A 19,730-nucleotide genomic window follows, 5' to 3' on the forward strand; every position below is an offset into this window, starting at 1 on the left:
CCGCGGCCCCGCCTACGTCCGCGCCCGCGCCTACGGGAGGTGGCGCCGTACGAAGTCCAGCTCCAGGGCGACCTGCTTGATGCGCTCCTCGACGACGAGCGAGCCGTGCCCCGCGTCGTAGCGGTACACCTCGTGCACGGCGTCCCGGGCCTTCAGCCGGTCCACGTAGTTGTCGATCTGACGGATCGGGCAGCGCGGGTCGTTGAGCCCCGCCGAGATGTGCACCGGCGCCTTCACGTCGTCGACGTACGTCAGCGGCGACGAGGCCGCGTACCGGTCCGGGACCTCCTCGGGCGAGCCGCCGAACAGGGTCCGGTCCAGCGCCTTCAGGGCCTCCATCTCGTCCTCGTACGCCGCCGGGTAGTCGGCCACCGGGACCGCGGCCAGGCCCACCGCCCAGGCGCCCGGCTGGGTGCCGAGGCCGAGCAGGGTCAGGAAGCCGCCCCAGGAACCGCCCGCAAGGACCAGCCGCTCGGGGTCCGCGAGGCCGGAGGAGACGGCCCACTCGCGGACCGCCGCGATGTCCTCCAGCTCGATCAGGCCGACCCGGTGCTTGAGCGCGTCGGTCCACTCCCGGCCGTAGCCCGTCGAGCCGCGGTAGTTGACCCGGACCACCGCGTACCCGTGGTCCAGCCAGGCCGCCGGGCCCGCGGCGAACGCGTCCGAGTCGTGCCAGGTCGGGCCGCCGTGGATCTCGAAGACCGTCGGCAGCGGGCCGCTCGTGCCGGCCGGACGCTGCACGAGGGCGTGGACACGGCCGCCCGGGCCCTCCACCCACACGTCCTCGACCGGCACCGACAGCGGGGCCGTGAAGCCCGGCGGGTCCAGCACGACCTCGCCCGACGTGGAGCGCACGACCGGCGGCTCGGCGGCCGAGGACCACAGGTACTCGACGCTGCCGTCGGGCCGCGCCGAGGCGCCCGAGACCGTGCCGCGCGGGGTGTCCACCCGGGTCAGGGCGCCCGTCGCGAACTCGTAGCGCCACAGGTCGCCGCGGGCCTCGAAGCTGTGCGCGATCAGCAGCGCCGAACCGTCCGGGTACCACTCCGCCGACACGTCGCCCGGAAGGTCGAGCGTCAGATCGGTCTCGGTGCCGGACGCCACGTCCCACACCATCGGCTCCCAGCGACCGCGCCGCTGGTGCCCCACGAGCAGCCGGGTGTCACCCGTGACCGGGGCGAAGCCCAGCACCTCCAGGCCCAGCTCCTCGGTGCCGCCCTTCGTGTCGTCGAGCTCCGCGACCGGCGTGCCGTCGAGCCGGACCACGCGCAGCGCCGCGTGCATCGCGTCGCCGTGCTCGGTGTGCTCGATCGCGATGAGCGTGCCGTCGTGGCTCAGGTCGCCGACGCCCGCGGACTCCCGGTGCCGGTAGATCTCGGCCGGGGCGTCCGCGCCCGGGGCCACCACGTGGATCGTCGTGCCGTCCTCGTCCGTGGACCGGCCGACCACGGCCGTGCGCCCGTCGCGGCCGAGCGCCAGGCCCGCCGGGTACGACGCGGCCAGTCCGGGCACCGCCTCGGTGTCCGGGCCGCCCGCGAAGGGCTGGCGCCGCCAGATCCCGAACTCGTCCCCGTCCGTGTCGTCGAACCACCAGATCCACGCGCCGTCCGGGGAGAGCACGCCGTCCGTCGTCCCGTTCGCCCGGTCCGTCGCGCGGCGCTGCTCGCCCGTGTCCCGGTCCCAGGCGTACAGCTCGTAGGTCCCCGTCGCGTTCGACACGAACAGGGAGCGGTGCGGGGCGTCTTCCGCCCAGTCCGGCAGCGATACGCGGGGGGCGCGGAACCGGGCCTCCCAGTCGGGCATGGCGGCCCGGGTGCTCTCAGTCATGCGTCCTATGGTGCCGCGCCGGGCGCCGTAACTCCGCCCCTTCGCCGTCGGCCGCGGGTGCGTGGGGCTTCTCGCGCAGTTCCCCGCGCCCCTGAAATGCATGCCCTTCGGGCGCATTTCCCCGATCAAGGTGCGGGGCGCCCTTCATCTGCGGAAGGCGCGGCGAAGCCGCAGCCTTCCAGGGGCGCGGGGAACTGCGCGAGAAGCCCCACCGGACCCGCACCCCGCGACGAGACCTCAGAACCCGCGGCGCAACCCGTGCTTGCGCGCCACCATCGACTCCACGGCCCCCCGCGACAAGACCCGCCGCAACGCGAACACCACCGGCGCATTGCTGCCGACCGCATAGAACGACCGAGGGCGCGGCGCCTCGACGGCAACCAATACCTTCGCCGCGACCCGCTCCGCGGAAATCCCGGCCGCCTCGTTCCGGTTCAACGCGGAGAGCATCGTGTCGTAGGCCGCCCGGAACGGCGACGCCTCCCCGACGTACTGGGTCCGCCGCTCACTGATCCCGGTCGAGATGGACCCGGGTTCGACCGTCACGATGCCGACCCCGTACGGCGCGTACTCCCGCCGCGCCGCACTCGCGAACCCCTTGATCGCCGCCTTCGACGCCACGTACGAGGACCGGTAGGCGAGCGGGAAGCTGGCCAGCATCGAGCCGACCATCACCACCCGCCCGCGCCGCCGCTCCCGCATCCCGGGCAGCACGAGCTGGCTGAGCCGCACCGCGCCGAGGACGTTGATCTGGAACAGCCGGCGGACCGCGTCCATGGGGAGTTCCTCGAAGGGGCCGCTCTGCGATTCGCCCGCGTTGTTGACCAGCACGTCGACCGGTCCGGCGGCAGCCGCGCACGCCTGGATGCTCGCGTCGTCGGTGAGGTCGAGGGCGAGGTAGGTGACGCCCTCGACGGGGGAGTCCACCTTCTCCGGGTCGCGGCTGGTGCCGTAGACCCGGTACCCGCGCCGCACCAGCGCGGCGGCGACCGCCGTACCGATGCCGGAGGACGCGCCGGTGACGAGCGCCGTGCCGCGGGCGCTCACGCGAGGCTCCGGGCCAGCGCGCGCCCGGCCGCGCGGCCGGAGAAGACGCAGCCGCCGAGGAACGTGCCCTCCAGCGCGTTGTACCCGTGCACGCCGCCCCCGCCGAACCCGGCGACCTCCCCGGCCGCGTACAGCCCGTCGAAGACCGTGCCGTCGGGCCGCACGACCTGCGAGTCCAGGTTCGTCTCCAGGCCGCCGAGCGTCTTGCGGGTCAGCAGGTGGAGGCGTACGGCGATCAGCGGGCCCTGCGCCGGGTCGAGCAGGCGGTGCGGCTTCGCGACGCGCGTGATGCGGTCGGGCAGGTACGAGCGGGCGTTGCGGACCGCCATGAGCTGGAGGTCCTTGGAGTAGCCGTTGCCGACCTCGCGGTCGCGGGCCACGATCTCCCGCTCGACCTGCTCGTAGGAGACGGGCGCGTCGGGCGTCAGCTCGTTCATGCCCGCGACCAGGGCCTTCAGGTTGTCGCGGACGACGAAGTCCTCGCCGTGGTCGAGGAAGGCCTGCACCGGGCCCGGCGCGCCCTTCTTCACACGCTGGAGCACCAGCTTGAGGTCCTTGCCGGTGATGTCGGGGTTCTGCTCCGAGCCGGAGAGCGCGAACTCCTTCTCCACGATGGCCCGCGTCAGGACGAACCAGGTGTGGTCATGCCCGGTCCCGGTGATGTGTTTGAGCGTGGCGAGCGTGTCGTGCCCGGGGAACAGGGGCGCGGGCAGCCGCTTGCCCTCCGCGTCCAGCCACAGCGAGGACGGGCCGGGGATGATCCGGATGCCGTGGCCGGGCCAGATCGGGTCCCAGTTCTTGAGGCCCTCCGTGTAGTGCCACATGCGGTCCCGGTTGACCAGGGACGCGCCCGCGGTCTCGCTGATCTCCAGCATGCGCCCGTCGACGTACGCGGGGACGCCGGTGACCATCGACTCCGGCGCCGGGCCCATCCGCTCCACCGGCCAGTTCTTCTTCACCAGTTCGTGGTTGGCGCCGATGCCGCCGGAGGTGACGACGACGGCCTGCGCGCGCAGTTCGAAGTCGCCGACCGTCTCGCGGGAGGAGGCGACCCCGCGCGGCTCGTCCGAGGGCGCGAGGAGCGCGCCGCGCACGCCGACCGCGGCCCCGTCCTCCACGATCAACTCGTCCACGCGATGCCGGTACTTGAAGGTGACGAGCCCGCGCGTGGCGGCCTCCATGACCGGTTCCCGGAAGACGCGGACGACCTCGGGCCCGGTGCCCCAGGTGATGTGGAAACGCGGCACCGAGTTCCCGTGCCCGGTGGCCGTGCCGGCCCCGCGCTCGGCCCAGCCCACGTTCGGCGTGACCTTCAGTCCGAGCCCGTACAGGTAGTCGCGCTTCTCCCCGGCGGCGAACCGCACATACGCCTCGGCCCACTTGCGCGGCCAGTGGTCCTCGCGCTCCCGGTCGAAGCCGGCCGAGCCCAGCCAGTCCGCGAGCGCCAGCTCGTACGAGTCCTTGATGCCCATGCGGCGCTGCTCGGGGCTGTCCACGAGGAAGAGTCCGCCGAGCGACCAGAAGGCCTGACCGCCGAGATTCGCCGCGTTCTCCTGGTCGACGAGCAGGACGCGCTTGCCCGCACGGGTCAGTTCATAGGTGGCGACGAGCCCGGCGAGCCCGGCTCCGACCACGATGACGTCTGCACTGGTGTCACTCACGGGGTCTCCCTAGGGGTGCTGTAAGCGTTCAGTACGTTCATGAAGAGGGCCTGGCGGCGGGCCCGTACGGCCGGGTCGTCGGGCTGCATGAGGACCTGTACGGCCGTGCCGTCGTGGACGGCGATCAGGGCGTCGCCGAGCGCCTCCTCGTCGGGCACCCGGCGGCCGAGCCGGTCCAGGGCGGTCACGAAGACGGGCAGGATCGCCTCGCGGATGGCGTGCTCGCGGGCGGTCACCACGCGGCGCAGGCCGGGGGTGCGCAGGGCGTGCGCGGTGAACTCGGCGGTGATCCGGTACCAGGCCTCGTCCAGCGGGGTCGCGTCGATCGCGGCCCGCACGGTGGCCTCGGGGCCGGCCGGGTCGAGCCCGGCGAGCGCGGCCCGCAGGTCCGTGAGCATGCGGGCCGAGCGCTCCTCCCACAGGGCGAGGAACAGCTCGTCGAGGGAGGAGAAGTTCGAGTAGAAGGCGCCGCGCGTGAACCCGGCGCGCTCGCAGACCTGCTCGACGGTGGAGCGGCCGAAGCCCTCCTCGGCGAACACGTCGAGCGCGGCGTCGAGCAGCCGCTGCCGCGTGCGGGCGCGCCGCTTGGTGATGGTGGTGCCAGTGGTGCCGGGCGTGTCCGTCATCGCCGCCGCCTCCCGATCGGATACATGAATGTATTCGATACGTTCATGTATCCACAAGGGTCGTGCGCGGGGTCGTGCGCGGGGTCGTGAACGGCCGTGGCTCAGCCGGTGAAGACCTCGACCAGGGACCAGATCGCGAGGCCGAGCATGCAGACGCCGCCGACCCGCTGGACGGTCTTCAGCGGCACCCGCTTGGCGATGAACCGGCCGGCGACCAGGGCGAGCGCGGACACCGACATGAGGGCGGCGGCCGAGCCGATGGCGGTGGACCAGGTGCCGTTCGTGGCGGCCAGGTTCGCGGTGGTGATCTGGGTCAGGTCGCCCCACTCGCTGATGAACACGGCCATGAACGCGGTGCCGTAGACCGGCCAGAAGCCGGTGACCGTCTTGCCGCCGGCCTCGTCGCCCTCCTCGTCGTCGTCCCCGCCGCGCAGCAGCATGAACGCGCCGAAGCCGAACATCAGCGCCGACACCAGCTTCACGCTCCAGCCGGGCAGCAGGGAGAGCAGCGAACCGGCGCCGACCGCGATGGCCACGTGCACGACGAACGCGCTGGAGGTGCCGAACCAGACGTAGAGCGGCTTCATCCGCGTGCCCATGGCCAGCGAGGCGAACATGGTCTTGTCGGGAAGCTCGGCGAGGAAGATCAGCCCGAAGGCGGTGAGGATCGCCAGGGGGTCGAGATGCATCGGGGGCGCTTTCTGTGGGGCGGCCGGATCGTCGCGAACCCACCCTCTGCGCGGGGAGGACCACTCGACCCGGCAGCGTTCGGACACACGGCGCACGGGATCGCGCGACGTGGCGTACTGCTACTGCCTGGTCGAAGGTCTCGCCCGCCCTCGCCCGATCGGCGGGGGCCCGGCCACCGGGAACCCGGGGGTTCCAGTGTGTCGACGACCGGTTCGCGGGGCTACTCCCCTTCGCTTGCTCCGTCAAGGGTACATGCCGGCTCGCTAGGCGCTCCCGTCTCGCGCCCAGGGGCGCCGGACCAGCAGGAACGCCGCGATCGCCGCGAGGACGAGGGCCGCGCCGCCGAGCGTGAGCCAGAGCCTGGGGCCGGCCGGTGCGGACGCCGCGTCCACGGTGAGATCGGCCGTGTTGTTCCCCCGGCGTGGGTCGTGGGCCCCGTACATCGTGGTCACGGCGTCCGTGCCGTCGACCGACGCCCTGTCGATGCGGAACGTGAACGTGTACGTGAGGGACTCGCCCTTCGGCATCAGGACGCCGCCGGTGCCGCCGCAGGTGTAGCGACGGCCGCCGGGCTTGCCGAGGCCGAGGGCGGAGTCGGTGGAGCGGGTCGGGCGCGGGGCCCTGTGCCCGAAGCAGCGCGAGGGCGCCTTCACCACGGTCAGCCCGTCCGGCACGCGCAGGGTGACCGGCGCCCGCTCGCCCGAGCTCTCCTTCAGGTCGGGCGCGCGGGTGCCGGGGCCGTTGTTGCGCACGGAGAGCTCGGCGGTGACCTCGTCGCCGACCGCGCCCCTCAGGGTGGCTCCGGTGACGGCGAAGTCCGTGGTGTTGGTGGTGGCGACCGTGCTGCTGACCCGGTCGCCGGAGCGCCCGAGGTCCTTCAGGACGGCGGCGTCCGCGTGGGTGCGGGCCGTCGCGGTCAGCACGGGGCCCTCGCCGGCCCGGTCGCTCGGAGGGCTGCTGAACGGGGTGAGGTCCTGCCCGATCGTCTCCGACAGGGCGGTGTCCGCCACGGTCAGCTCGCCGAAGTCGAGGTCGTAGGACTTCAGCGGGGCGAACGGGCCCTTCAGGTAGCAGGTGAGTGTGGTGCCCGCGCCGCCCGCGTCCTCGATCGAGGTGCAGTTGCGGTACGGGGCCGCGGCGGGGGTGAGCCCGGGGGACAGCGTCATCGTCCAGCGCACGGAACGGACCGGCTTGAGGGAGTAGTTGGTGAACCCGGCCGGTGCCTCGACGGTCGAGCCGGGCGCGACGCCCTTGACGGCGCGGGGCGCCCGGTCGACCCGAATCTGCCCCTCGGGGAACGTCACGTCGACGCGGTGCTCGGCGCGATTCCCCTGTGCGTCCTTCGCCGTGATCCGGACCTTCGCGGACGAGCCGACCGCGCTCGCCCGGCCGGTGCCGAGGTGCAGCGTGCCGATGCGGCGGGGAATCCCGCGCACCACGCCGCGGACGTTCTCGCAGACGCCGAGCAGGTCGCCGTCCGGGTCGCAGGGCACCTTCACGCCGTCGGCCAGGGACTTGAGCGCGCGGGCGTCGACGGTGACGGTGGCGTCCGTCTTCGTGCCCGCGTACGGCCCGGTGTTGCTCAGCCAGATACCGGTGTCGGGGGTGGGCGCCTGGAAGCCGCTGCCGCCCCGGGACGGGATCACCATGGAGGCGTGGTCCACGACGAGGGCGAGGGCGGGCGCCGGGTCGGGGGCGGGCGGGCTCGCGGCGGCGGGGCCGGCGGCGCACAGGGCCAGCAGGGCCGGGCCGAGAGCTCGGCTCAGACCGCGGCGCAGGGATCTGGTGAGGGTCACTGGTGCTGCTCCGTCTCCCCGGTCGTGGTGCGGCGCCGCAGCAGGACGGCGGCGCCGAAGAGGACGCCGACGGCGCCCGCGCCCACGGCGCCGATGCCCCAGACGGGCGGACTCGCGCCCATGTCGCCCTTGAGGGAGGTGCCTTCGGCCCGCCCCTCGACGTCCACGCTGACCGGGGCCCGGTTGTCCTCGGGGTGCGCGTCGTTCTCGGTGAGGTCGAACTCCGTCCTGACCCGGACCCATCCGTCTGTCCGCACTCCGCGGCTCGGCTCGTCGAGGCGGAACGCGAAGGGGAAGTTCTCGAACTGACCGGGCGTCATGAGGTCGCCCTTCTGGAGCCGGTGCTGCGAGCAGCGGTAGCGCACCTGTTCCTTCTGCGTCTTCCGCTCCTGCGCGTGGCAGGTCTCGGGGGCTCGGACGACGGTCACGCCCCGGGGGACGGTCAGTTCGACGACGCCGGCGGTCTCGTTGTCCTCCTCCCCGTCGAAGACCGCGCTCGCCGTGCCCGGCCCGTTGTTGGTGAAGAAGAACTCGGCCTTCACGACGTCGCCGACCGTGCCCTTGAGCGTGACCGGGTTGACGGAGAAGTCGGGCTTGTTGGTCGAAGCGATGCGGGTGCGGAGGTGGAGCAGCTCGTCGCGCAGGTACGTGGTGTCGTCCGCGGGCCGCTCGGTGAAGGTGAGGGTGCGTCCGGTGCCGGCGCGGCTGCCGGGCACCGGGGGGACGTTCGACTTCCCCGGCTCGTGGATCTCGCTCGCGTAGTACACCGTGTCCCACGCCGCGTTGGGGCCGAGCCGTACGGCGCCGAGGTCCAGGTTGTAGGAGCCGCCGGGCTTCACGGTGCCGGTGACCGTGCAGAGCATCCCGGGCGAGTGCCCCGGGGTGGTGCCCGACCCGGAGGCGGGGACCGGCTCGTACCGACAGTTGCGGAACCGCTCGACCGGCACCAGGCCGTCGGAGAACGACACGCCCAGGACGAGCGAACGGTACGTGCGGCGGCTGAAGTTGGTGAATCCGCTCGGCAGCGCGACGCTCGAGCCGGGCCGCGCGTCGGTGATGCCGGGGAGCGCCCGGTCGAAGCGGGGGCCCGGCGCGGTGACGCGCAGCGTGATCCGCGCCGTGTCGACGGTCCTGCCGTCCTTCTTGGCGGTGACCTCGATGGTGCCGGAGCGCCCGGCCGCCGAGGCGCGCGCCGGGGTCCTGAGGTCCAGCCCCACGGACAGCGTGCCCCCGCCGAAGGGGCCGCGTACGTCGTCGCCCGTGCACGCGCCCACGAAGTCGCCGTCCTTGTCGCAGGGCAGGAAGGCGCTGTCGGTCATGAGCTTCTCGACCCCGGAGGCGTCGATGACGAAGGAGTACCGTCCGGCGTCGCCGGCGTCGACCCCCGTCAGCTTCACTTCCGTCTGCTCGTCGGAGGTGCCGAGCCCTTCCGTCGCCTTGAAGGGGTCGACCTCGACGACGGGGGTGACCTCCAGCCGCGGCCGGTCGTCGGCGGCGACGGCGGGGCTCGCGCTCAGCAGGCCGAGGGCGGCGCAGGACACGGCGAGGCGGCGGACGCGGGCGGAGGCCGGCACGGATCCGGGCGGGGGCAAGAGCACTCCTTCGGCAGGTACAGGCCCGGCCCGGCCGAAGGGATCTCGGCCGGGCCGGGCGCGCGTACGACTCGCAGACCGGCGGCGTCGGCCGAGGGTTGTACGGAGCGCGATACTCCGCTCAGTCGGCCGCCCGTACGGGGGCCGCCGCGCGCCGCCACGCCCGGTCGGTGAGCAGGCGCAGGCCGTTGAGGCCGACGAGGACGGTGGAGCCCTCGTGGCCGGCGACGCCGAGAGGCAGGGGGAGCGTGCCGAACAGGTCCCAGGCGACCAGCGCCGTGATGAACGTCCCCGCGAGCAGCAGGTTCTGGACGACGAGGCGGCGGGCGTGGCGCGAGAGGGCCACGGCGGTGGGGAGGGCGGCGAGTTCGTCGCGGACCACGACCGCGTCGGCGGCGTCGAGCGCCAGGTCGGAACCGGCGCGGCCCATGGCGATGCCGGTGTGCGCGGCGGCCAGGGCCGGGGCGTCGTTGACCCCGTCGCCCACGACGAGCACCCGCCGCCCGGCCCGCTCCAGCTCCCGCACGGCCGCCACCTTGTCCTCGGGCAGCAGCCCGGCCCGTACGTCCGTGATGCCGAGCCCCGCGGCCAACTGCCCGGCGGCGCGCGGGTTGTCGCCGGTCAGGAGCACGGGGGCGCTCCCGGTCAGGAGGCCGAGCCCGCGCACCGCCCCGGCGGCGTCCGCCCGCACCCGGTCGGCGATCCCGAGCACCCCGACGACCTGCCCGTCGACCCCGACCAGCACGGCGGTCCGCCCGTGCTCCTCGATCCGGCCGACTGCGTCGAGGACGGCGTCGGGGGCCGCGGTGTCGCCGTCGGCGCGGTGCGGTGCGCCCACCGTGACGCGTACGCCGTCGACCGTGGCCGCCACGCCCGTGCCGGGGTGGGCCGTGAAGTCCGTCGCGGCGGGGAGCGGGGTGAGACCGCGGGCGGCGGCGGCCTCCACGACCGCGCGAGCCAGCGGGTGTTCGCTCGGGTGCTCGGCGGCTGCTGCCCGACGCAGCACCGCCTCCTCGTCGAGCCCGGACCCGGGGACCGTACGGACCTCGACGACGCGCGGCGTGCCCTCGGTCAGCGTCCCCGTCTTGTCCAGCGCGACCGCGTCGACCTGCCCCAACCGCTCCATGACGACAGCGGACTTGATCAGCACACCGTGCCGCCCCGCGTTCGCCATCGCGGACAGCAGCGGCGGCATCGTCGCCAGGACGACCGCGCAGGGCGAGGCCACGATCATGAACGTCATGGCCCGCAGCAGCGCGTCCTGCACCGCGGCGCCGAACAGCAGCGGCACCGCGAAGACCAGCACGGTCGCGGCGACCATGCCCAGGCTGTAGCGCTGCTCGATCTTCTCGATGAACAGCTGCGTCGGCGCCTTGGTCTCGGCGGCCTCCTCGACCATCCGCACGATCCGGGCCAGCACGGAGTCGGCGGGATCGCGGGTGACCCGCACCCGGAGCACGCCCGTGCCGTTGAGCGTCCCGGCGAAGACCTCGTCCCCGGCGTGCTTCGCGACGGGCAGCGGCTCGCCCGTGATCGTCGCCTGGTCGACCTCGCTCGCCCCGTCCACGACCTGCCCGTCGCCGCCGATCCGCTCGCCGGGCCGGACGAGGACGAGGTCCCCGACGGCGAGGTGCGCCGCCGGGACGCTCTCCTCGGTTCCGTCGGCCGCGACCCGGGTCGCCGTGGTCGGCGCCAGATCGAGCAGCCCCCGCACCGAGTCCGCCGTACGGGCCGTCGCGACCGCCTCCAGCGCGCCCGAGGTGGCGAAGATGACGATCAGCAGGGCCCCGTCGAGCACCTGCCCGATGGCCGCGGCACCCAGCGCCGCGACGACCATCAGCAGATCCACGTCCAGGGTCTTCTCGCGCAGGGCCTTGAGCCCTTCCCAGCCCGGCTCCCAGCCGCCGGTCACGTACACGGCCGCGTACAGCGGGCCCCACAGCCAGCCCGGCGCCCCGCCCAGATCCAGCGCGAGCGCGCCGAGGAACAGGACGAGCGCGGCCAGCGCCCAGCGCACCTCGGGCAGCGCGAGCAGGCGGGTGCGCCCGCGTGGCGGGACGCTCGGCGCACCGGTGGCGGCCCGGTCGGCGACCGGTTCCTGCTCAAGCACGTACGGCGGCATGACGAAGACCCCTCAAGGTCGGCTGACGGCTGAGGTCATCACCATACAGGTTCATGTGAACAGGTCTTCAGGTGTCGTAGGTAGGATGCCCGTATGGGTCACGGAGCCGGCACGACCACCAGCGCCACCACGCGCGAGCGCCTCGACACCGTCGGCGTCGCCGATGTGGCCGCCACCCTCCAGGCCCTCGCGACCCCGTCCCGCCTGCGCATCCTGGCCCGCCTCCAGGAGAGCCCCTGCGCGGTCGGCGACCTGGCCGCGGCCGTCGACATGGAGCCCTCGGCCTGCTCCCATCAGCTCCGCCTGCTGCGCAACCTGGGCCTGGTCGCGGGCGAGCGCCGGGGCCGCTCCATCGTCTACGCCCTCTACGACAACCACGTCTCCGAGCTTCTCGACCAGGCGCTGTACCACGTGGAGCACCTGCGCCTGGGCAAGCACGACGAGCCGGCCGACGCCCGCGAGGCCTGAACTCGCCGTTTTCCGCCCTGATTTCACGACCCGGTGCCGATTCCTCGGTACCGGGTCTTGGCGTTGCGGCCCGGGATCCCTACCTTGAGAACGGAATGTGAGCCCGGCTCATCTTTAAGGATCTCCCCCATGGTCAACGTTCAGCCTTCGCGGCACAGACTCAGATCCCTCAGCGTGATGTCGCTGCTTCTCGCCGTGCTGGCGCTGGTGCTCGCTCCGGCGCCCGGCTCCGCGGCGGAGCCCCACTGGTGGGAGCCGACCGCGCGGCCGGCTCCCGACTCGCAGATCGACGTGACGGGCGAGCCCTTCAAGGGCACCGACGCCCAGGGCCGGGTCAGGGGCTTCGTCGACGCCCACGACCACATCATGTCCAACGAGGGGTTCGGTGGCCGCCTGATCTGCGGCAAGCCGTTCTCCGAGCAGGGCGTCGCCGACGCGCTCAAGGACTGCCCCGAGCACTACCCCGACGGCAGCCTCGCGATCTTCGACATGATCACGAAGGGCGGTGACGGCAAGCACGACCCCGTCGGCTGGCCGACGTTCAAGGACTGGCCCGCCCACGACTCGCTGACCCACCAGCAGAACTACTACGCCTGGATCGAGCGCGCCTGGCGCGGCGGTCAGCGCGTCCTGGTCAACGACCTCGTCACCAACGGCGTGATCTGCTCGGTCTACTTCTTCAAGGACCGCGGCTGCGACGAGATGGACGCCATCCGGCTGGAGGCGAAGAAGACCTACGAGATGCAGGACTTCATCGACAAGCAGTACGGCGGCCCGGGCAAGGGCTGGTTCCGGATCGTCACGAACAGCTCGCAGGCCCGCGAGGTCGTCGAGCAGGGCAAGCTGGCCGTCGTCCTGGGCGTCGAGACCTCGGAGCCGTTCGGCTGCAAGCAGGTTCTCGACATCGCGCAGTGCGGCAAGGACGACATCGACCGCGGCCTGGACGAGCTGAAGAAGCTCGGCGTCAGCAGCATGTTCCTGTGCCACAAGTTCGACAACGCCCTGTGCGGCGTGCGCTACGACTCCGGCGCGCTCGGCACGGCCATCAACGTGGGCCAGTTCCTGTCGACCGGCACCTACTGGAAGACGGAGGACTGCAAGGGCCCGCAGCACGACAACCCCATCGGCAACGCACCGGCCCCGGAGGCGGAGAAGCGACTGCCGGAGGGTGAGGAGGTCCCGACCTACGCGTCGGGCGCACAGTGCAACACCCGCGGTCTGACCGACCTGGGCGCGTACGCGGTGCGCGGCATGATGAAGCGCAACATGATGCTCGAACTCGACCACATGAGCGTCAAGGCCGTGGGCCAGTCCCTCGACATCCTCGAGTCCGAGAAGTACCCGGGCGTCATCTCCTCGCACAGCTGGATGGACCTCGGCTGGACCGAACGCCTCTACAAGCTCGGCGGGTTCGCCGCTCAGTACATGGGTCAGTCCAAGGGCTTCGTCGGTGAGGCGGCCCGCACCAAGGACCTGCGCGAGAAGTACAACGTCGGCTACGGCTACGGCACCGACATGAACGGCGTCGGCGGCTGGCCGGCCCCGCGCGGCAAGGACGCCCCGAACCCGGTGACGTACCCCTTCCGCAGCTTCGACGGCGGCTCGGTGATCGACAAGCAGACCACCGGCGAGCGCACCTGGGACTTCAACACCGACGGCGGCGCGCACTACGGCATGGTCCCGGACTGGATCCAGGACATCCGCAACGTCGGCGGCGAGGACGTCGTGAAGGACCTCTTCACGGGCGCCGAGTCCTATCTGCGCACCTGGGCGAACACCGAGAAGTACGCGCCCGGGAAGAACCTCGCGACGGCCGGCGTCGGCGCCTGGGCGTCCTCGTCGGAGTGGTGGAACCCCTTCGAGAGCTTCCAGCCCGGCCGGGCGGTGGACGGCGACAACTCCACCCGCTGGGCCAGCGAGTGGAACGACGACCAGTGGCTGCGGATCGACCTCGGGTCCCCGCAGCAGGTCGGCCGCGTCACCCTCGACTGGGAGAAGGCGTACGGGAAGTCGTACCGGATCGAGCTGTCCACGGACCGCGAGAACTGGACGACGGCCTGGTCCACGACCACCGGTGACGGCGGCCTGGACACGGCACGGTTCGACAAGACCGAGGCCCGCTACGTCCGGATCAAGGGCCTCGAACGCGGCACGCAGTGGGGCTACTCGCTGAAGGAGGTCGGCGTCTACGCCGGCTGAGGCACGATGCGGTCGCCGAGATAGCAGTTGAGGACACGCTTGCACTCGGCGATCAGCCGGGGGTCGCCCTGCGGGTCGGTGCGGAAGGCCAGTTGCAGCACGCCGTCCGCGCACTCCAGGGCGACCCGCACGGCGAGGTCCAGCTCGTCGTCGTCCGGGACGCCCGTCAGCGCGCCGGTCAGCGCGCGCAACCGCCCGGCGACCGCGGTGTTGTTGTCCCGCGTCGGCTCCAGGACGTGGTCCTCGCCCACCGCGCCGAAGTCGACGACACCGAACCCGGTGATCGTCCGGCGCATCGCGACGAACTCGTCCACGGTCACGTCCACGATCCCGGCGATGCCGTCGGGCGCCTCGCGCTCCAGCCGGTCGGTGACCCGGGCCAGGAACAGCTCCAGGTTGCGGGCGGCGAGCGCGCCGATCAGCCCCTCCCGGTCGGAGAAGAACTGGTAGAGCGTGCCGATCGGCACCTCGGCCCGGCGGGCCACCTCCTTGGTGGTCAGCGCGGCGTACCCGACCTCGTCGAGGATCTCGGCACAGGCGTCCAGCAGCCGTTCGAAGCGCTCGACGCTGCGCTTCTGGACCGGCAGCCGGCGCAACGTCCCTGCAGTGCGGTCTTGATTCACGCTTCCATCATCCCACCGAGGCGATTAACGTGAGGGCTGCTCATGTTTTCCAGCTTGGGGGTCGGCCGTGCATCTGGATCTGGACCATCTGCCGAAGGACTTCGTCTGGGGCGCGTCCACCGCGTCGTACCAGATCGAGGGCGCCGTCGAGGAGGACGGCCGCGGCCCGTCGGTGTGGGACACCTTCACCGCCCGCCCCGGCACCGTCCGCGACGGGCACACCGGCGCGACGGCCTGCGACCACTACCACCGGTACGAGGAGGACCTCGCGCTGATGGCCGAGGCAGGCCTCACCGGCTACCGCTTCTCCATCGCCTGGTCCCGCGTCCTGCCGACCGGCGCCGGCCAGGTCAATCCCCGGGGCCTGGACTTCTACGACCGCCTCGTCGACGGCCTGCTCGCCCGCGGCATCGAACCGGTGCCGACCCTGTTCCACTGGGACCTCCCGCAGGCCCTGGAGGACGAGGGCGGCTGGATGAACCGTGACACGGCCCACCGCTTCGCCGAGTACACCGCGATCGTCGCCGACCGCCTCGGCGACCGCGTCCGCCGCTGGATCACTCTCAACGAGCCGTTCATCCACATGGTCTGGGGCTACGGACTGGGCGTGCACGCCCCCGGCCGCGCCCTGTTCCTGGACTGCCTCCCGGTCGCCCACCACCAACTCCTCGCCCACGGACTCGCGTCACGGGAACTGAGCTCGCGCGGCCTGGAGGTGATGATCGCGAACAACTGCACCCCGGTCTGGCCCGCCTCGGACACGGCCGCCGACATCGCCGCCGCCGACGCCTACGACACCCTGCACAACCGCCTCTTCAACGACCCGCTCCTCAAGGGCACCTACCCCGACCTGTCCGCCTACGGAGCCGATCCCACCCTCGGCGGCTCGGTGAAGGACGGCGACCTGACCCTGATCTCGGCCCCCCTGGACGCCCTGGGCATCAACTACTACAACCCGACCCGCATCCAGGCCCCGGCGTCCCCCGACGCCCTGCCCTTCGAGGAAGCCCCGATCGAGGGCTACCGCCGTACGGCCTTCGGCTGGCCCGTCGTCCCCGACGGCCTGCGCGAGCTGCTGCTGACCCTCAAGGACCGCTACCCCACGACCCTCCCGCCGATCCACATCACGGAGAACGGCTGCTCCACCGACGGCGCGATCCACGACCCGGACCGCATCGACTACCTCGCGACCCACCTCCGCGCGGTCGACGCGGCGGTCGCCGAGGGCGTGGACGTACGCGGCTACTTCACCTGGACCCTGCTGGACAACTTCGAATGGGCGGAGGGCTACCACCAGCGCTTCGGCCTCGTCCACGTGGACCACGAGACCCAGGTCCGCACCCCGAGATCCTCCTTCACCTGGTACCGGGACCTGATCAGGGCGCGGCAACAGGGCTGAGTCTTCCGCCGGGAGGCACCGCCGAGGTCACCCGCACCGCTCGGCGGTGACGAGATACCCGACGAAGTCGACCCCCGGCCGCGCCTTCGCCCACCCGTCCGCCTCCCCGTCCACCGGCACCAGCTCGGCCGTGCCCGGGACGGGCCGGTACCTGTTCGTCGGGCCGTCGGAGGGAATCTCGTACCGGCAGTGCACCTCCGCGACGGTCAGCACCCGCAGCCGGCTGGGCGCCAGGTCCTCCTCCGGCCCGTGATGCTCCTCGCGGAAGCCGATCTGGCCGGCCCGCTCCTGACCGAGGAGATCGGCGTAGTCCGCGGGATCGGCCTCCTCCAGGCGCCAGGAGACGACGTCTCCCGGCCCGAAGCTGTCGCCGCAGCACTGCATCTGCCAGTCGTCGACCCAGATCGTCACCGTCATGGAGCCAGTGTCCGCCCGGCGTGCCCCCGATCGCCGGGGTGCCCCGGTAGCGTCGCCCGCATGATCAACGGCGCCCACGTCATCCTCTGCAGCCGCGACGCCGCGGCGGACCGTGCCTTCCTGCGTGACGTCCTCGGGTACGCGTACGTCGACGCGGGCGACGGCTGGCTCGTGTTCCGGCTGCCGCCCGCCGAGGCCGCGGTCCACCCCGCCGACCGGCCCGCGCACGAGCTGTACCTGATGTGCGACGACATCACGGCGACGGTCGACGAACTCACCGCGAAGGGCGTGGAGTTCACCGAACCCGTCACCGACGCCGGCTGGGGCGTGAAGACCGCCCTGCGCCTCCCCGGCGGCGGCGAGCTGGGCCTCTACCAGCCCCGCCACGCGACGGCCCACGACCTCTGAACGGACCGGCGCCCAGGGCTGGGAACTCCGCCCCCGCGATGGGATGATCACCGCCCTGCCGCGCCGTACCCGAGGGGGCCCGAGGTGCCGTCCACCGAGCTCACGCACCGGTTCGAGATCACCGCGCCGCCCGAGGCGGTCTTCGCGCACCTGGCCGAACCGTCGAACTACATAGGCCTGTCCCCGCTCCTGGTCGCCGTCCGGGACGTGCGCCGCGCGGAGGAGACCGGGACCGTGCACTACACGGCCGTGGAACGCTTCCGCTTCCTCGGCGCCCTCACGCACGACAACATCATCGACGTCACCCTCGTCGCCGCCCCGGACCGGCTCCCGGACTCCGCAGAGATCTCCGGCGAGGTCCGCAGCCCCGCCCGCGTCCGCATGAGCTACCGCTTCACCATCGACCGCCACGCGTCCGGCAGCGTCGTCACCGACACCCTCCACCTGAGGACACCCCCGGGCCTGCTGCGCTTCGCGGCCTCCCAGGCGGGCGCGGTCCAGCAGAACCGGGCCCGCGTCCTCACGGCCCGCCTGTCCGGCGTCTAGTCGCCGGAGCCCGTGGCGCCCGCCCCCGCCGCGACGATCGTTCCCTGCGCCACCGCGACGAGCCGCTCCTCGCCGTCCTGCTCCATGAAGATCAGGCACTGGCACACCGCCTGCCGCCGCGTGGTCACCAGCGACGTCGCCCGGGCCACGATGACATCACCGACGGCCGGCCGGCAGTAATTGATCTTGTACTCGGCGGTGAGGGCGTCACCCCCGAGCGCGAGGCCACCGGCGAAGGTGAGCGCGTTGTCGGCGAGATAGCTCAGCACCCCGCCGTGCACGAACCCGTGCTGCTGCCGGAGCTCGGGCCGGTTCGCGATCCGGATCTCCGCCGAGTCACTCCCGACGGCGGCCAGTTCGGCCCCGAGGAAGCCGCTGAAGGGCTGCGCCTCGAAGACGGTGCGAGCGAAGGCGGTCAGGTCGGTCAGATCCCGCGTCATTGCCGGTGTCCCGTCGCGTCCGATGAGCTGAATCAACGTTCAGGTCATGCTACGAGCGGGGCAGTGGCCCCACAAGGCCGGGCGATCCCGCTGTCGCAGGCGAAGGAGAATCGATGTCGCGGGAACCTTCGGCCCGGTGCCGGACACATACAGGGCATGGAACTGAACGACGCTGATCGTTCCGCACCGGGCGGAGGGATGTCCGACCGGGAGCTGTGGGCGAGAGCTGCCGACGGCGACCGAGAGGCGTTCGGCCGGATCTTCGACCGTCACGGGAAGGCCGTCTACAACTACCTGTTCCGGCGGACGGCCGACTGGTCCGAGGCCGAGGACCTTACGTCGACGGTGTTCCTGCACGCCTGGCGGCGCAGGTCACGGACGGTGCTCGACCGGGACTCGGCTCTGCCGTGGCTGCTCGGCATCGCCGACGGCCTGCTGTCGAACACGAGGCGGCGGCTGCGGCGGGCCGAGGCGTTGCTGCGCCGGCTCGTCTCGCACGACAAGTCGGTCGGCGCGGCGGTGGGCGATCACGCGGACCGCGTCGCGGGCCGGGTCGACGACGAACGTCGCATGTCGGAGATCCACCGAGCGCTGGCCCGGCTGCCGCGTCACGAGCGCGAGGTCATCGAGCTGTGCGTGTGGTCGGGCCTGGACCAGCAGGCGGCCGCGACCGTGCTGGACGTGCCGGTCGGAACGGTGAAGTCCCGACTGCACCGGGCCCGGCGCAAGTTGGGGGCCGACCTCGCCGGCGCAGGCACGTCCGTGGGGTCGTTCAGTCCGAGGAATCCCGTCAACGCGAAGGAGGTCGCACGATGAAGGACGCGCAGGGCGTTCCCGCGGCTCCTTCCGATCGTGATCTGCCGGACCACCGGCGGATGCGAGAGGAGCTGCTCATGAAGATCGGTCCCGAGGACAAGCGTCCTTCGTTTCGCCGCGGATGGGGTGTGCCGCTGAGCGTGGCCACGGGTGTCGCGGCAGTGAGCGTCGCGGCCGTCGCCGTCCTCGGCGGGACAGGAGGCGCCGAGCGGGGGACCACCGGCAGCGCGCTCCCCGGCGGGAACCCGAAGAGCACCGCGTCCCCGAGCCCGGGCACCAAGGGCCATCACCGGTCCGCGAGGCCCGCCCCGGGTTCCTTCACCGCCACCGACACGGCGACACCCGCGATCCCGGCCGCGACCGCCGCCAGAATCCTCTCCTCCTGCATGGGGGCGGAGGCCCCCCGGTACCGGGTCGTGCTCGCGGTCCGCACTCCCGTCGCCGCGAAGAGCTGGGACGGCGTGCTCCTCGCCGTGAACTCCGCGGGCCAGTACGTGCAGTGCGAGTCGAACGGCGACAAGGGAAGCAGCATCGATCACCCGCCCACCTTCATCAACGACCGGCTGTGGGGCACCGGCCGCATGATCGAGTACTTCGACTCCACCGGCACCCGCGTCGACCGCCACCGGTACCTCGCACTGGGCGCCGGGCACTACTCGGCAGACGTCGCCAAGGTCACCGTCAGCTATGACGACGACCCGAAGGAGTACCCGGCGACCATGGCGGACGGGGCGTTCGCCTACGCGGCCGTCGGCACCGCCGAGGCCCCCGCCGACCCGCGCGACGACGCGGGGCCGCGCACCTACATCCATGCCTACGACGCCTCGGGCAAGGAGATCTACGACCAGGCGAAGGACCCGAAGGTCGGCGGCGAGGAGTAGGCCCGGCGGACCCTCAGGGGTAGTACGGGGTGTACGTGATCGAGGAGACCTTCAGGTACCTCGCGCCGTCGTCGGTGGCCCACGTCGAACTGTCGGGGTTGCCCGGCCAGTCGCCGCCGACGGCGGTGTTGACGATTGTCGACGGTGCTCAACGGTCACCGCAAACACAGGA

Annotated in this window: 18 protein-coding genes; 7 read left to right on the plus strand and 11 right to left on the minus strand. The window is 72.4% G+C overall.

The genetic code is table 11. The features are described from left to right. Positions 1 to 30: 30 nt before the first annotated feature. The 8 genes from ACZ4E1_RS11760 to ACZ4E1_RS11795 all read right to left on the minus strand — a co-directional run bounded on the left by ACZ4E1_RS11760 (position 31) and on the right by ACZ4E1_RS11795 (position 11,361). Positions 31 to 1,827, minus strand: a complete 1,797-nt coding sequence (locus tag ACZ4E1_RS11760) for a S9 family peptidase (RefSeq protein WP_467538199.1) — start codon at positions 1,825 to 1,827, stop codon at positions 31 to 33. A 237-nt stretch (positions 1,828 to 2,064) separates the two neighbouring features. Continuing rightward, positions 2,065 to 2,874 carry an SDR family oxidoreductase gene (locus ACZ4E1_RS11765; RefSeq protein ID WP_467538201.1) on the minus strand — a complete coding sequence of 270 codons (810 nt, stop codon included), beginning with the start codon at positions 2,872 to 2,874 and terminating at the stop codon, positions 2,065 to 2,067. Continuing rightward, positions 2,871 to 4,535 carry an FAD-binding dehydrogenase gene (locus ACZ4E1_RS11770; RefSeq protein WP_467538203.1) on the minus strand — a complete coding sequence of 555 codons (1,665 nt, stop codon included), beginning with the start codon at positions 4,533 to 4,535 and terminating at the stop codon, positions 2,871 to 2,873. Before ACZ4E1_RS11770 ends, ACZ4E1_RS11765 begins: the two co-directional genes overlap by 4 nt. Beyond that, on the minus strand, positions 4,532 to 5,161 hold the full coding sequence (locus ACZ4E1_RS11775) for a TetR/AcrR family transcriptional regulator (protein WP_467538205.1): 630 nt from the start codon (positions 5,159 to 5,161) through the stop codon (positions 4,532 to 4,534). The genes ACZ4E1_RS11770 and ACZ4E1_RS11775 overlap by 4 nt, the downstream gene beginning before the upstream one ends. 101 nt (positions 5,162 to 5,262) lie before the next feature. Next, positions 5,263 to 5,850, minus strand: coding sequence for a TMEM165/GDT1 family protein (locus ACZ4E1_RS11780; protein ID WP_467538207.1), 588 nt, complete (start codon positions 5,848 to 5,850; stop codon positions 5,263 to 5,265). Between the two features lie 264 nt (positions 5,851 to 6,114). Further along, positions 6,115 to 7,647 (minus strand): hypothetical protein, encoded by a 1,533-nt coding sequence (locus tag ACZ4E1_RS11785; RefSeq protein WP_467538209.1) that lies wholly within the window; start codon positions 7,645 to 7,647, stop codon positions 6,115 to 6,117. Then, positions 7,644 to 9,239, minus strand: coding sequence for an RNA-binding protein (locus ACZ4E1_RS11790; RefSeq protein WP_467538211.1), 1,596 nt, complete (start codon positions 9,237 to 9,239; stop codon positions 7,644 to 7,646). Before ACZ4E1_RS11790 ends, ACZ4E1_RS11785 begins: the two co-directional genes overlap by 4 nt. A 121-nt stretch (positions 9,240 to 9,360) precedes the next feature. After that, positions 9,361 to 11,361, minus strand: a complete 2,001-nt coding sequence (locus ACZ4E1_RS11795) for a heavy metal translocating P-type ATPase (protein ID WP_467538212.1) — start codon at positions 11,359 to 11,361, stop codon at positions 9,361 to 9,363. Between the two features lie 93 nt (positions 11,362 to 11,454). On the opposite strand from ACZ4E1_RS11795, the gene ACZ4E1_RS11800 reads away from it, so the two are divergent. Then, complete coding sequence (locus ACZ4E1_RS11800; RefSeq protein ID WP_467538214.1) at positions 11,455 to 11,829, plus strand: ArsR/SmtB family transcription factor; 375 nt, start codon at positions 11,455 to 11,457, stop codon at positions 11,827 to 11,829. Between the two features lie 177 nt (positions 11,830 to 12,006). Next, positions 12,007 to 14,028, plus strand: a complete 2,022-nt coding sequence (locus ACZ4E1_RS11805; RefSeq protein WP_467538215.1) for a galactose-binding domain-containing protein — start codon at positions 12,007 to 12,009, stop codon at positions 14,026 to 14,028. Here the strand turns inward: ACZ4E1_RS11805 and ACZ4E1_RS11810 are convergent. Continuing rightward, the gene (locus ACZ4E1_RS11810; protein WP_467538217.1) at positions 14,016 to 14,651 is read right to left on the minus strand and encodes a TetR/AcrR family transcriptional regulator; all 636 of its coding nucleotides are present in this window, start codon (positions 14,649 to 14,651) and stop codon (positions 14,016 to 14,018) included. The genes ACZ4E1_RS11805 and ACZ4E1_RS11810 overlap by 13 nt on opposite strands. Before the next feature lie 73 nt (positions 14,652 to 14,724). On the opposite strand from ACZ4E1_RS11810, the gene ACZ4E1_RS11815 reads away from it, so the two are divergent. After that, positions 14,725 to 16,050 carry a GH1 family beta-glucosidase gene (locus ACZ4E1_RS11815; protein ID WP_467538555.1) on the plus strand — a complete coding sequence of 442 codons (1,326 nt, stop codon included), beginning with the start codon at positions 14,725 to 14,727 and terminating at the stop codon, positions 16,048 to 16,050. Positions 16,051 to 16,077: 27 nt separating this feature from the next. On the opposite strand, the gene ACZ4E1_RS11820 is transcribed toward ACZ4E1_RS11815, so the two are convergent. Beyond that, positions 16,078 to 16,467: a DUF6578 domain-containing protein gene (locus tag ACZ4E1_RS11820; RefSeq protein WP_467538218.1), complete on the minus strand. Its 390-nt coding sequence runs from the start codon at positions 16,465 to 16,467 to the stop codon at positions 16,078 to 16,080. Positions 16,468 to 16,527: 60 nt separating this feature from the next. Between ACZ4E1_RS11820 and ACZ4E1_RS11825 the strand changes: the two genes are divergently transcribed. Together ACZ4E1_RS11825 and ACZ4E1_RS11830 are read left to right on the plus strand one after the other, a co-directional pair. Continuing rightward, positions 16,528 to 16,875: a VOC family protein gene (locus ACZ4E1_RS11825; RefSeq protein ID WP_467538220.1), complete on the plus strand. Its 348-nt coding sequence runs from the start codon at positions 16,528 to 16,530 to the stop codon at positions 16,873 to 16,875. 84 nt (positions 16,876 to 16,959) lie between these two features. Beyond that, on the plus strand, positions 16,960 to 17,421 hold the full coding sequence (locus tag ACZ4E1_RS11830; protein ID WP_467538222.1) for an SRPBCC family protein: 462 nt from the start codon (positions 16,960 to 16,962) through the stop codon (positions 17,419 to 17,421). On the opposite strand, the gene ACZ4E1_RS11835 is transcribed toward ACZ4E1_RS11830, so the two are convergent. Next, the gene (locus ACZ4E1_RS11835) at positions 17,418 to 17,861 is read right to left on the minus strand and encodes a PaaI family thioesterase (RefSeq protein ID WP_467538223.1); all 444 of its coding nucleotides are present in this window, start codon (positions 17,859 to 17,861) and stop codon (positions 17,418 to 17,420) included. The genes ACZ4E1_RS11830 and ACZ4E1_RS11835 overlap by 4 nt on opposite strands. 156 nt (positions 17,862 to 18,017) lie before the next feature. On the opposite strand from ACZ4E1_RS11835, the gene ACZ4E1_RS11840 reads away from it, so the two are divergent. Both ACZ4E1_RS11840 and ACZ4E1_RS11845 read left to right on the plus strand, forming a co-directional pair. Continuing rightward, entirely contained in the window at positions 18,018 to 18,677 is a 660-nt protein-coding gene (locus ACZ4E1_RS11840; protein WP_467538225.1) for an RNA polymerase sigma factor, read from the plus strand. A 77-nt stretch (positions 18,678 to 18,754) separates the two neighbouring features. Next, entirely contained in the window at positions 18,755 to 19,558 is an 804-nt protein-coding gene (locus tag ACZ4E1_RS11845; RefSeq protein ID WP_467538227.1) for a hypothetical protein, read from the plus strand. Positions 19,559 to 19,730 lie beyond the last annotated feature (172 nt).

The sequence above is a fragment of the Streptomyces sp. NPDC025806 genome, assembly GCF_055558275.1.

What these genes read in the sequence shown, in the direction of transcription:
- ACZ4E1_RS11760 (WP_467538199.1), bottom strand. Translation starts at nt 1,827, where the DNA reads ATGACTGAGAGCACCCGGGCCGCCATGCCCGACTGGGAGGCCCGGTTC.
- ACZ4E1_RS11775 (WP_467538205.1), bottom strand. Translation starts at nt 5,161, where the DNA reads ATGACGGACACGCCCGGCACCACTGGCACCACCATCACCAAGCGGCGC.
- ACZ4E1_RS11780 (WP_467538207.1), bottom strand. Translation starts at nt 5,850, where the DNA reads ATGCATCTCGACCCCCTGGCGATCCTCACCGCCTTCGGGCTGATCTTC.
- ACZ4E1_RS11795 (WP_467538212.1), bottom strand. Translation starts at nt 11,361, where the DNA reads ATGCCGCCGTACGTGCTTGAGCAGGAACCGGTCGCCGACCGGGCCGCC.
- ACZ4E1_RS11800 (WP_467538214.1), top strand. Translation starts at nt 11,455, where the DNA reads ATGGGTCACGGAGCCGGCACGACCACCAGCGCCACCACGCGCGAGCGC.
- ACZ4E1_RS11805 (WP_467538215.1), top strand. Translation starts at nt 12,007, where the DNA reads ATGTCGCTGCTTCTCGCCGTGCTGGCGCTGGTGCTCGCTCCGGCGCCC.
- ACZ4E1_RS11820 (WP_467538218.1), bottom strand. Translation starts at nt 16,467, where the DNA reads ATGACGGTGACGATCTGGGTCGACGACTGGCAGATGCAGTGCTGCGGC.
- ACZ4E1_RS11825 (WP_467538220.1), top strand. Translation starts at nt 16,528, where the DNA reads ATGATCAACGGCGCCCACGTCATCCTCTGCAGCCGCGACGCCGCGGCG.
- ACZ4E1_RS11835 (WP_467538223.1), bottom strand. Translation starts at nt 17,861, where the DNA reads ATGACGCGGGATCTGACCGACCTGACCGCCTTCGCTCGCACCGTCTTC.
- ACZ4E1_RS11840 (WP_467538225.1), top strand. Translation starts at nt 18,018, where the DNA reads ATGGAACTGAACGACGCTGATCGTTCCGCACCGGGCGGAGGGATGTCC.
- ACZ4E1_RS11845 (WP_467538227.1), top strand. Translation starts at nt 18,755, where the DNA reads ATGAAGATCGGTCCCGAGGACAAGCGTCCTTCGTTTCGCCGCGGATGG.